Here is a 12,011-nt window from a genome sequence, read left to right as displayed (position 1 = left end):
GGAAGGACGCCCGTGGGAGTGATCGACCGGATCTGGATCGTCTTCGCCGCGCTGAACGGCGCTATGGCTGTCGGCACCGGGGCCTATGCCAGTCACGCGCTGGCCGCCCAGCCGCAGGCGCAGGAATGGTTCCGCATCGCCGGGCAGTATCAGATGGCGCATGCGTTGGCGCTGGTGCTGCTGGTGGCGCTTGGCGGCCGGATCGGGAACGGCGGGATGGGCGGTCTGGCCCTGCGGCTCGCGGGATGGCTGTTCGTCGTCGGGATTCTGCTGTTCTGCGGCACGCTCTACGCGCTGGGCACCGTCGGACCGCTGCCGGTGCCGATGACGGCGCCGGCCGGCGGATGGAGCTTCATGCTGGGCTGGCTGGCGCTGGCGGTCGCGGCTCTGCGGGCGCGCGGCTGAGGCTTGCGCCCGTCAATCAGCCGGCCGTAGCGGCCCGCAGGTCGGACTGCTCGGCGACCGAGTCGCCGCTGCGGCTATCGCTGTCGGCGTCCTCCGCCGCGGGCGTGCAGTAGAGGCCGTGCAGCGTCGTCATGATCGTCTGCGCCTCGTGCCCATTCAGCGAATAGTAGATGTTCTGGGCGCTGCGGCGCGTGCGGACCAGATTGTCGTTGCGCAGCCGAGCCAGATGCTGGGACAGCGCCGACTGGCTGAGCCCGACCAGTTCCTCCAACTCGCCCACCGACCGCTCGCCCTGGCTCAGATGGCACAGGATGAGCAGCCTCCGCTCGTTGCACATCGCCTTCAACAGCGCACTTGCCCGGCGGGCGTTGGCCTGCAAATCCTCGATCTTCATCGCTCTACCGTCGCCCTGTCCGTTCCGATTCGTTTTTACGTGTCGTATTGTGCGCAGGCCGTCGTTGTACGACCCGGCAAAGAAAAATGCTCGTATCGTAGTATATTCGTATCGGGTGGCTATTGTCCACCTGTGGGAATCCGGCATGGCGACCGCGCCGCTGCTTGGCGCATGCGGCGGCTTGAGCGTCGCCATCATCGGCGGAGCGCCGTTTTTCTCGCACCGCGAAACAGAGCTGCTACAGATATATCAGCTTTCGGTTGTTAACAATAATCATTTGTAATGGCAGGCGACGGCCGGGCCACAGCATCCGTCGTGACAGCGGCCAGCCGGTCGGGTAGCATTCCGCCATGACCGACCATCCTTTGAATACCAAGGGCTTGCAGTGCCCGCTGCCCGTTCTGCGCGCGCGCAAGGCGATCAAGGCCATCGCCGTCGGCGACACTTTGACGGTGGAGGCGACCGACCCCGGCGCCCGCAAGGACTTTCCGGCGTTCTGCGAAGCGACCGGCAACCGCCTGCTGTCCGTCACCGAAGAGGACGGCATCCTGCGCTTCGTCATCGAACGGGTGGCCTGAACCAGCGATCCTCCGCACCGGTTATACCCCGATCGCAGGGGGGTACGGATTGCCCCGGTTCCCGAAAGTGGGCTGTGACGAATCGTCCTGGATTCAGCCTGTACTTTCATTAGCGATCCGGGAAGAATGGTTTTTGGAAACGCTGCAATCGCCGCCCGAAAACCAACGATAACGACCGAAAAATCGATGTTCACCACCCTGTTCACCCACCCGGCGTGCCTGGAGCACGACACGGGTCTCGGTCATCCCGAATGCTCCGACCGCCTGCGCGCCGTGCTCGCCGCGCTGGAGACGGAGGAGTTCCACATGCTGGAACGGCAGGAGGCGCCGCGCGCCACGGTTGAACAGCTTCTGCGGGCGCATCCGCAGTCGCACATCGACCGCGTGCTGTCGCTGATCCCCGACGTGGAGCATGCGGGCGTCGATGCTGACACGGTCGTCTCTCCCGGATCGGGGGAGGCGGCGCTGCGTGCGGCCGGCGCGGTCTGCGCCGCGATCGACGCGGTGGCGACCGGCCAGTCCCGCAACGCCTTCTGCGCCGTCCGCCCGCCCGGCCACCATGCGGAGCGGGAGAAGGCCATGGGCTTCTGCCTGTTCAACAACGCCGCCGTCGGCGCCTTCCACGCCCGCGCCGCCCATGGGCTGCAGCGGGTGGCGGTGATGGATTTCGACGTCCATCACGGCAACGGCACCCAGGACATCCTGCAGTTCGATCCCGACATGCTCTATTGCTCCACCCACCAGTCGCCGCTCTATCCCGGCACCGGCGATGCGGGGGAAAAGGGGGAGTACGGAAACTGCGTCAATGCGCCGCTGCCGGCCATGGCCGGGTCGCCGGAGTTCCGGCACGCGATGACGCATGTGATCCTGCCGGCCATCGACCATTTCAAGCCGGACCTGCTGATCATCTCCGCCGGGTTCGATGCCCATTCGCGCGATCCGCTGGCCGGCCTGCACCTGATCGACGATGATTTCGTCTGGGCCACCCGCAAGCTGGGCGAACTGGCCCGCACCCATTGCGGCGCAAGGATCGTCTCGGTGCTGGAAGGCGGCTACAACCTTCGGGCATTGGCGTCGGCAAGCGCGGCCCATGTGCGCGAACTGATGTACTGCTGACCAGAATCTCCCCCCGCGCGACGGCTGTCCCGTTCTCCCGAAAGGGGGAGGGGCTGCCCGAACGCATAGGCCGCACAGTGGCGGCACATAGTCCGCAAGGGGCGGGGTACGGGAGTGCCTCGGGCCTTGCGCCAGACGAGGGCGGGGCATACCTTCGCGGGCTTGAGGTTCCATCGATGGTTCAGTCCGACATGCCCCCTTCCGCCGCTTCCATTCCGAATCCTGGCGTTCCCATTCCGCCCGACATCGCCGCCCTCAGTTTCGAGGATGCGCTCGCCGAACTGGAGCGGATCGTCCGCCAGCTTGAGGAAGGTCGCGGTAAGCTCGACGACGCCATTTCCTCCTACGAACGCGGCACGGCGCTGAAGCGTCATTGCGAGATGAAGCTGCGCGAGGCGCAGGCCAAGATCGACCGCATCACCGTGAGCGCCGACGGCTCCCTCGGCACCGAACCCGCCCGGATCGACTGACGTGCAGACCATTTCCCAGACCGAATTGAAGTCCGCCATGGCGGAGATCGCGCAGGCCGTCGAGATGAAGATCGGCGCCCTGCTGCCGACCACCGATCTGGCGGAAGCGCGGGTGTTCGACGCCATGCGCTATGGCTGCCTGAACGGCGGCAAGCGGCTGCGCCCCTTCCTGGTGATGCAGTCGGCGGCGCTGTTCGGCGTCAACCCCGACTGCGCCATCCGGGCCGCCGCTGCGGTGGAGATGGTCCACAGCTATTCGCTGGTCCATGACGATTTGCCGGCGATGGACGACGGCGAGCTGCGCCGCGGCCGGCCGACCTGCCACCGCCAGTTCGACGAGGCGACCGCCATCCTGGCCGGCGACGGTCTGCTGACGCTGGCGTTCGAGGTGCTGGCGGACCCGGAGACTCATGAGGATCCCAACATCCGCTGCCAGCTGGTGTCGGCGCTGGCCAAGGCGGCCGGCGGCCACGGCATGGTCGGCGGCCAGATGCTGGACCTGATCGCGGAGCATGAGAGCTTCGACTTGGGCACCACCACCCGGCTGCAGCGCATGAAGACCGGCGAGATGATCGCCTTCTCCTGCGAGGCCGGCGGCATTCTGGGCAAGGCCAACCCGCCGCAGCGCACGGCGCTGCGCGCCTATGCCCACGACCTGGGGCTGGCCTTCCAGATCGTCGACGACCTGCTGGACGTGGAAGGCACGGCGGAAGAGACCGGAAAGACCGTCGGCCGCGACGCCCAGGCCGGGAAGGCGACCTTCGTGTCGATTCTCGGCCGCGACCGTGCCCGCGCCCAGGCGGAAATGCTGTCCCATCAGGCATCGCAGCACTTGGACATTTTCGATGGGCGTGCCGATATGTTGAAGGCCGTCGCCGACTTCGTCGTCGCGCGCCGCGCCTGACCAGAGCTTGAGGACCATCACGACGTGACCGCCACCAAGACCCCGCTGCTCGACCATTGTCCGACGCCAGCCAAGCTGCGGGCCCTCAAGCCCGAACAGCTCCGCCAGTTCGCAGACGAGTTGCGCACCGAGACGGTGGACGCCGTCTCGGTGACCGGCGGCCATCTCGGCGCCGGGCTGGGGGTGGTCGAGCTGACGGTGGCGCTGCATTACGTCTTCGACACGCCCTATGACCGGCTGATCTGGGACGTCGGGCACCAGTGCTATCCGCACAAGATCCTGACCGGGCGGCGCGACCGCATCCGCACGCTGCGCATGGGCGGGGGCTTGAGCGGCTTCACCAAGCGGTCGGAGAGCGAGTACGACCCCTTCGGCGCCGGCCACAGCTCCACCTCCATCTCCGCCGGTCTCGGCATGGCGGTCGCCAGCAAGATCAAGGGCGAGCGGCGCAACGTCATCGCCGTGATCGGCGACGGCGCAATGAGCGCCGGCATGGCGTACGAGGCGATGAACAATGCGGCCTCCACCAAGTCGCGGCTGATCGTCATCCTCAACGACAACGACATGTCCATCGCCCCGCCGGTGGGTGCGATGAGCGCGTATCTGTCGCGGCTGATCTCGTCCAAGCCGTACATGTCGCTGCGCCATCTGGCGAAGGAGATCGCCGACCAGTTGCCGCGTCCGCTGCGCAACGCCGCCCGCCGGGCGGAGGAATATGCCCGCGGCATGGTCACCGGTGGCACCCTGTTCGAGGAGCTGGGCTTCTACTACATCGGCCCGATCGACGGTCACAACCTGGACCACCTGCTGCCGGTGCTGCAGAACGTCCGCGATGCCGACGACGACAAGCCGGTGCTGATCCACGTCGTCACCAAGAAGGGCAAGGGCTATGGCCCGGCGGAGGAGTCGGCCGACAAGCTGCACGCCGTCGCCAAGTTCGACGTGGTGACCGGCGCCCAGTCCAAGCCGAAGTCCAACGCCCCGACCTACACCCGCGTCTTCGCCCAGAGCCTGATCGCCGAGGCGGCGGCCGACCCGACCATCGTCGGCATCACCGCCGCCATGCCGTCGGGCACCGGGCTGGACCTGTTCGGGGAGCGCTTCCCCGACCGCTGCTTCGACGTCGGCATCGCCGAACAGCATGCGGTGACCTTCGCCGCCGGCATGGCGACCGAGGGGTTCAAGCCTTTCTGCGCCATCTATTCGACCTTCCTGCAACGCGCCTACGATCAGGTCATCCATGACGTGGTGCTGCAGCATCTGCCGGTGCGCTTCGCGCTGGACCGCGCCGGGCTGGTGGGCGCGGACGGGGCGACCCATGCCGGATCCTTCGACACCGCCTATCTCGGCTGCCTGCCCGACATCGTCCTGATGGCGGCGGCGGACGAGCTGGAGCTGATGCACATGGTGGCGACCCAGGCCGCCATCGACGACCGTGCCTCGGCCCTGCGCTACCCGCGCGGCGAAGGCGTGGGGCTGGAACTGCCGGAACGCGGCAGCCTGCTGCCGATCGGCAAGGGCCGCATCCTGCAGGAAGGCACCAAGATCGCCATCCTCAGCTACGGCACCCGCCTGGGCGAGGCCCGGCGTGCCGCGGCGGAGCTGGCGGCGCGCGGCCTGTCGACCACCCTGGCCGACGCCCGCTTCGCCAAGCCGCTGGACGAGGATCTGGTCCGCCGGCTCGCGCTGGAGCACGAGGTGCTGATCACCATCGAGGAGGGATCGGTCGGCGGGTTCGGCAGCTTCGTGCTGCAATTCCTGGCGACGGCCGGGCTGCTCGACGGCGGACTGAAGATCCGGCCGATGGTCCTGCCGGACCTCTATCTCGACCACGACTCGCCGGCCAAGCAGTATGAGGCCGCCGGCCTGACCGCCCAGCAAATCGTCGGCACCGCGCTGCAGGCGCTGGGGATCGAGAGCACCGCGGCGCGGGCCTGACGACTCCTTCCTTCACCCATTCGATGGGGGCATCCAAATGGCGTAATGCCATTTGTCTAGCGGCCTTTCGGGTTGTTGGACTGGTGTGGAGCGCGAGCGACGCCTTACACTTCCCAGGCTGAAATGGTAGCCCCCAGGAAATGGGGGAAGAGCCTGCGGCAGCGGATGGCTACGAGGTCAGGGGCGATGGCGCACATCATGGCGGTCACGGCATACCGCAACGCGGAGTTCGGCGCCGATCCGGGGGCGGATCGGGCGGCCGGCACCGACGTCGCGGGCGTCGGCATCGACGATCCGGCGCTGTTGCGCAGCCTGCTGGATCAGACGCCGACACCCACCGCCCTGGTGGAGGGGGAGGGCGACCGTTGCGCCTTCGCCAACGCCGCCTTCCGGGCGCTGGGCGCGGTCGCGGGCACCAACCTGACGGAGCGTTTTCCGGCCCTGTCGCTGTCCATGCTGATCGAGGCACGGCGAACCGGCCAGCCGCAGCGCAACCGCGCCGCCAGTGACCGCACCACCGATGGCGAGCGCTTCTGGGATGTGCGGGTCACCCCGATGCTGGGGGTCAATGGCGTGGTCCGCGCCCTGATCGTCACCGCCGAGGAGACGCCGGAATCGGCGGCCGAACATGACCGGCGGCTGCGCGACGTCAGCCACCGGCTGAAGAACACCCTGCAACTGGTCTCCAGCCTGCTGACCCTTCAGACCCTGTCGAGCAAGGACCCCGAGGTCCGCCGCGCCCTCCAGAGCGCCGGCGGACGGGTCGGCATCGTCACCCAGGCCCACCAGCGCACCCACGGCGCCCTGCGGGCCGGCACCGTCGACATGGCGGTTCATCTGCGCGAACTGTGCCAGGAGCTTGAGGCGACGCTGCCCGGTGCCCACCGCGTCAAGGTCACGGCCGAGACGACCGAGATGCCGATGGAGTCGGTCATTCCCTTCAGCCTGATCGTCAGCGAACTGGTCGGCAACGCGGCACGCCATGCCTTTCCCGCCGGAGTGCCCGGCGATATCGATGTGCGGCTCGGCCGTGGCGACGGCGGCCGCATCCATCTGGAAGTTGTCGACCGAGGCATCGGCCTCCCGCAGGGCCTGGACGTCGCCCGTGCGTCGACGCTGGGGCTGAAGGTGGTGCGTGCCTTCGTCGGTCAACTGCGCGGCCGGCTGACAGCCGACAGCAGCCCCTATGGCACCCGCGTGTCGGTGGATTTCCCGCCGGCCTGACGTCTGGCCGGCCGCCGCCTGGAACCGGGGCTTGCCCTTGCGGCGGTTCCGCGTCAGGAATGCGCCGTCACGAGCGAGCGAAGGGCGACGGCATGGCACGGGTGAGGGTTGACGTGGCGCTGGTGGAGCGCGGGCTGGCGGAAAGCCGTGCTAGAGCGCAGGCGCTGATCCTGGCCGGGCTGGTCTATTCCGAGACGAAGCGCATCGACAAGGCCGGCGACCTGATCGCGGCGGAGGCCCCGCTGGCGGTCAAGGGGCAGGACCATCCCTGGGTGTCGCGCGGCGGGCTGAAGCTGGTGAAGGGGCTCGACGTCTTCGCCATCGACCCGACCGGCCTGACCGCCGTCGATGTCGGCGCCTCCACCGGCGGTTTCACCGACGTGCTGCTGACCCGCGGTGCCGCCAAGGTCTATGCCGTCGATGTCGGTCATGGCCAGTTGGCGTGGAAGCTGCGCACCGACCCGCGCGTGGTGGTTCTGGAGAAGACCAACGCCCGCCACCTGACCACTGCCGAGATTCCGGATCCGGTCGACCTCGTGGTGTGCGACGCCAGCTTCATCGGCCTGGAGATCGTGCTGCCGGCGGCTCTGGCCCTCGTGGTGCCGGGCGGGCGGCTGGTCGCTCTCATCAAGCCGCAGTTCGAGGTCGGCAAGGGCCGCGTCGGCAAGGGCGGCGTGGTGCGCGAGCCCGAACTGCATAGGGAAGTCTGCGACCGCATCCGCGCGTGGCTGGATGCCCTGCCGGGCTGGCGTGTGCTGGACATCACCGAAAGCCCTATCACCGGACCGGAAGGGAACAAGGAGTTCCTGATCGGCGCGGTGAAGGATCTGTCTCCGGATTCTGCGGCCGACGGCGGCCTTGACCTTCCGGGTTGACCGGGTCCGGGCGAAGGCTGTGCCCGATCGATTGTTGTACGCCGAAGGGTCGATGAGGATAGCCCAGGCTGCGCCCTGTCACTCAACGCATTAGATTTGGACGACCGCGTTTAACGGTCAGGATCGCTGCGTGCAGAATTATCTTCGTCCATTGATCCTCCACCTCACCCTGGAGCCGTGCGTCGCAACCGCCTGTTGCCCGAGTTTTGGCTGATGGCGGCCGGGGCGGTTCAGGGTTTGGCGATTGCGCGCCGGACTTCCCGCCGCGTGCTTGTAGGCACCGCCGCCGTCACGCCCGGGACGGCCGCCCGGCTACCCCGCCTCTGCAGATTACCCGCCTATTTCCAGCCGGATTTTCAAACGGTGCATGACTTTCCGCATGCGCGGCGTGTTGTTTTAGACATTCCGCACTGCGCTCCGGCGCATGCGTTGCCCGACACCCCATCAACGGATATCCCAGCCCGCCATGGCCGCATCCTCTGAACAGCTGCACAAGGCGCGAACCGGCGTTGCCGGTCTTGACGACATCCTCGCCGGCGGCCTCGCCCGCGACCGTGTCTTCCTGCTCGAGGGCAGCCCCGGCACCGGCAAGACCACGATTGCCCTTCAGTTCCTGCTGGACGGCGCGGCGGCCGGTGAATCCGGACTCTACATCACCCTGTCGGAAACCGAGGGCGAACTGCGCAACGCCGCAGCCGCGCATGGCTGGACGCTCGGCGACGAGATCACGGTGTTCGAACTGGTTCCGCCCGAGAGCCTGCTCGACGAGGCGCACCAGCAGAGTCTGCTCTATTCGTCCGACCTCGAACTCGGCGAGACGACCAAGCTGATGTTCGAGGCGATCGGGCGGAGCAAGCCGATGCGGATCGTCCTCGACAGCCTGTCGGAGATCCGGCTGCTGGCCCAGAGTTCATTGCGATACCGGCGCCAGATCCTCGCCCTCAAGCATTATTTCGCCCGGCACGGCGCCACCGTGCTGCTGCTCGACGACCTGACCACCGACACCATGGACAAGACGGTCCACAGCATCGCGCACGGCGTGATCCGCCTGGAGATGCTGACGCCGGCCTATGGCGCGGAGCGGCGGCGCCTGCGTGTGCTCAAGTACCGTGGGCAGGCATATCGCGGCGGCTACCACGACTGTACGATCACCACCGGCGGTTTCCAGGTGTTCACCCGGCTGGTCGCTGCCGAACATCGGACCGGCTTCGCCGGAGAACGGCTGGCCAGCGGCATCGCCGAACTCGACACGCTGCTGGGCGGCGGCATGGAGCGCGGGTCGAGCGCCCTGATCATCGGCCCGGCCGGAACCGGAAAGTCGCTGCTGGCGCTTCAGTTCACAGTGGCCGCCGTCGCACGGGGAGAGCGGGCCGCGTTGTTCGTCTTCGATGAGGAGCTTGGCCTGCTGTTCGCCCGAACCAGGGAGATGGGCTTCGATCTTGAAGCCTTGCGGGATCGCGGCAGCCTGGTCATCGAGCAGGTGGATGCGGCGGAACTGGCGCCCGGTGAGTTCACCCACCGGGTCCGCGCCTGCGTCGACGACCACCAGATCCGCACCGTGGTGATCGACAGCCTGAACGGCTATCAGGCGGCGATGCCGGAAGAGCAGCTTCTGGTTCTGCATCTTCACGAATTGCTGCTGTACCTGAACCGCCAGGGTGTGACGACCTTCCTCACCATCGCGCAGCATGGCCTGATCGGTGACATGCAGGCGCCGGTCGACGTCACCTATCTGGCCGATACCGTCGTACTCCTGCGCTATTTCGAGGCGCTGGGCCGCGTCCGCCGGGCGATCTCGGTGATCAAGAAGCGCGCCGGTCCGCATGAGGACACCATCCGCGAGTACCGGGTCACCGAGAGGGGCATCAGCATGGGGCCGCCGCTGGACGCGTTCCAGGGGGTGCTGCGCGGCGTGCCGGTCTATATTGGCCAGGGCGGACCTCTGCTTAAGGACGATCCGGCTTGAGCGAGGCTGTCACCACGGAGCGCGCCCTTATCCTGGCGCCGCATGGTCGGGATGCCACCGTCGCGTCCGCCTTGCTGGGCGAAGTCGGGATCGCCGCGCACGCCTGCCCCGACCTGCCGGCGCTTTGCACGGCGCTGGAGGAGGGGGCCGGATTGCTCATCCTGGCGGAGGAGGCGGTTCGCACCGCCGATCTCCAGGGGCTTGTCGCCTGGATCGCCGCGCAGCCGCCATGGTCGGACCTTCCCGTCATTCTGCTCACCCTGCGGGGCGACGGCGCCGAGCGCACGCCGGAGGCCGCGCGCCTGACCGAACTGCTCGGCAACGTCACCTTCGTGGAGCGCCCCTTCCACCCGACCACCCTGATCAGCGTCGTACGGACCTGCCTGCGCGGCCGGCGCAGGCAGTATGAGGCGAGGGCGAGGCTGGTGGAGCGCGAGCGGTTGCTGGCGGATCTCGCCGACGAACGGGCACGCTTCGAAACACTGGTGGAGCACCTGCCGGTGGGGGTGAACCTGATGGACCGGAACGGCCGGACCATATTGTCCAACCCGGCCTTCCGGAGCTTTCTTCCGAACAGTGTCATTCCCTCCCGGCAGCCGGGAGGTGAGGAGAGTTGGATCGCCTACGACGCGAATGGTCACCGTCTGTCAGGCGATCGCTATCCCGGAGCGTGTGCACTGCGCGGCGAGACCGTCACCGGGATCGAGTTCATCCATCGTCCCGCCGGCGGTCAGCCGGTCTGGACCCGTGTCAGTGGCTTGCCTGTGCGGGATTCCACCGGCAAGGCAGCCGGAGCGCTCGCCGTCATTGTCGACATCACCGACCAGAAGACGGCGCAGGAGGCGCTTCAGCGCCTGACCGAGACGCTGGAATCCAAGGTGCAGGAACGCACCCGGGAATTGGCGGCGACGCTCGACCAGCTGCGCGACGAGATCCGCGACCGCGAACGCGCCGAAGAGCAACTGCGCCAGACGCAGAAGCTGGAGACCCTCGGCCAGCTTACCGGCGGTGTCGCGCATGACTTCAACAATCTGCTGATGGCCGTTCTCGGCAATCTGGAGCTTCTGCGCAAACGCCTTCCCGCCGACCCGACGACGGAGCGCCTTTTCGACGGCGCCATGCAGGGAGCCCAACGCGGAGCGATACTGACCCAAAGGCTTCTGGCTTTCGCCCGACGCCAGGATCTGCAGCCGCAGGCGGTGGACCTTGCCGGGTTGCTGGACGGCATGAAAACACTGCTGGAGCGTTCGGTCGGCCCGCGCGTCGTCACCCGCATCGACGCCCGTCCTGCGACGGCGCCGGCGCTGATCGATCCTAACCAGCTTGAACTGGCGATCCTGAATCTCGCCGTGAATGCCCGCGATGCCATGCCCGACGGCGGCACGCTCATCGTGACGGTGGACGAGGCACCGGTCCCCGTCGCGTCTGGACTGCCGCCCGGTTCCTACCCGTATGTAAGCGTGCGGGACACCGGCACAGGGATGGATGAGGGAACGCTTGCGCGGGCAATCGAGCCGTTCTTCTCGACCAAGGGCATCGGCAAAGGCACCGGGCTGGGGTTGTCGATGGTCCATGGCTTGGCGGTGCAGTCCGGCGGTGCCTTCCGGCTGTCGAGCGTACCGGGCCAGGGGGCCCTCGTTGAGCTATGGCTGCCGAAGGCGACGACACCGGCCCAGGCGGCCGAGTTGCCGCCGGCCCCGGCGGCCGACGTGTCTCCCGCCGTGGTTCTGGTGGTCGACGATGACGCGCTGATCGCCATGAGCACCGTCGATATGCTGGCCGACCTCGGACACACGGTCCTTGAAGCGGGATCGGGTGTCGAGGCACTGGAGCTTCTGCGCAGCGGGCAGGCGGTCGACCTGCTGCTGACGGACTATGCGATGCCCGGCATGACCGGCGTCGAGCTTGCCCAGGCGGCCCGTACCATGGCTCCGGACCTGCCGGTGCTGCTGGCGACGGGATATGCCGATCTGCCGGAGGGCGTCGTCGCCGACCTGCCGCGGCTTGCCAAGCCATACACGCAGCACCAACTCGCCGTGGCGACAGCCAAGCTGTTGGCCGAGACGGCAAGGACTTCGGCACATGCCAAGCCGAGTGGCGATCTCCACCTGGAGCCGCAAACCGGAACTCACCGCTAGGGA

Annotated in this window: 12 protein-coding genes; 11 read left to right on the top strand and 1 reads right to left on the bottom strand. The window is 67.6% G+C overall.

Going from position 1 to position 12,011, the window contains the following annotated elements; all coding sequences use genetic code 11:
* Positions 1-18 precede the first annotated feature (18 nt).
* Positions 19-405 carry a DUF423 domain-containing protein gene (locus M5E06_RS23390; protein ID WP_252140239.1) on the top strand — a complete coding sequence of 129 codons (387 nt, stop codon included), beginning with the start codon at positions 19-21 and terminating at the stop codon, positions 403-405.
* A 16-nt stretch (positions 406-421) separates the two neighbouring features.
* Here the strand turns inward: M5E06_RS23390 and M5E06_RS23385 are convergent, their stop codons facing one another.
* Entirely contained in the window at positions 422-799 is a 378-nt protein-coding gene (locus tag M5E06_RS23385) for an ArsR/SmtB family transcription factor (protein WP_252140238.1), read from the bottom strand.
* A gap of 145 nt (positions 800-944) precedes the next feature.
* Between M5E06_RS23385 and M5E06_RS23380 the strand changes: the two genes are divergently transcribed.
* The 10 genes from M5E06_RS23380 (at position 945) to M5E06_RS23335 (ending at position 12,008) form a co-directional block, all read left to right on the top strand.
* Positions 945-1,082, top strand: a complete 138-nt coding sequence (locus M5E06_RS23380; RefSeq protein ID WP_158282349.1) for a hypothetical protein — start codon at positions 945-947, stop codon at positions 1,080-1,082.
* A gap of 67 nt (positions 1,083-1,149) precedes the next feature.
* Complete coding sequence (locus M5E06_RS23375; RefSeq protein ID WP_109150299.1) at positions 1,150-1,377, top strand: sulfurtransferase TusA family protein; 228 nt, start codon at positions 1,150-1,152, stop codon at positions 1,375-1,377.
* A gap of 186 nt (positions 1,378-1,563) precedes the next feature.
* Positions 1,564-2,493, top strand: coding sequence for a histone deacetylase family protein (locus M5E06_RS23370; RefSeq protein WP_252140237.1), 930 nt, complete (start codon positions 1,564-1,566; stop codon positions 2,491-2,493).
* A gap of 176 nt (positions 2,494-2,669) precedes the next feature.
* Positions 2,670-2,963: an exodeoxyribonuclease VII small subunit gene (locus M5E06_RS23365; RefSeq protein WP_247870575.1), complete on the top strand. Its 294-nt coding sequence runs from the start codon at positions 2,670-2,672 to the stop codon at positions 2,961-2,963.
* A gap of 1 nt (position 2,964) precedes the next feature.
* Complete coding sequence (locus tag M5E06_RS23360; protein WP_252140236.1) at positions 2,965-3,867, top strand: polyprenyl synthetase family protein; 903 nt, start codon at positions 2,965-2,967, stop codon at positions 3,865-3,867.
* A gap of 24 nt (positions 3,868-3,891) precedes the next feature.
* On the top strand, positions 3,892-5,805 hold the full coding sequence (gene dxs / locus M5E06_RS23355) for a 1-deoxy-D-xylulose-5-phosphate synthase (RefSeq protein WP_252140235.1): 1,914 nt from the start codon (positions 3,892-3,894) through the stop codon (positions 5,803-5,805).
* A 186-nt stretch (positions 5,806-5,991) separates the two neighbouring features.
* Positions 5,992-7,029: a sensor histidine kinase gene (locus M5E06_RS23350; protein WP_252140234.1), complete on the top strand. Its 1,038-nt coding sequence runs from the start codon at positions 5,992-5,994 to the stop codon at positions 7,027-7,029.
* 92 nt (positions 7,030-7,121) lie between these two features.
* On the top strand, positions 7,122-7,904 hold the full coding sequence (locus tag M5E06_RS23345; protein ID WP_252140233.1) for a TlyA family RNA methyltransferase: 783 nt from the start codon (positions 7,122-7,124) through the stop codon (positions 7,902-7,904).
* Between the two features lie 466 nt (positions 7,905-8,370).
* Positions 8,371-9,870 (top strand): ATPase domain-containing protein, encoded by a 1,500-nt coding sequence (locus M5E06_RS23340; RefSeq protein ID WP_252140232.1) that lies wholly within the window; start codon positions 8,371-8,373, stop codon positions 9,868-9,870.
* Positions 9,867-12,008: a response regulator gene (locus tag M5E06_RS23335; protein WP_252140231.1), complete on the top strand. Its 2,142-nt coding sequence runs from the start codon at positions 9,867-9,869 to the stop codon at positions 12,006-12,008. Before M5E06_RS23340 ends, M5E06_RS23335 begins: the two co-directional genes overlap by 4 nt.
* The last annotated feature ends 3 nt before the right edge of the window (positions 12,009-12,011 follow it).

This window comes from Azospirillum sp. A1-3 (assembly GCF_023806445.1).
GTDB lineage: Bacteria > Pseudomonadota > Alphaproteobacteria > Azospirillales > Azospirillaceae > Azospirillum.
Note: the sequence above shows the minus strand (reverse complement) of the source record. Positions and strands in the feature narration are given on the sequence as shown.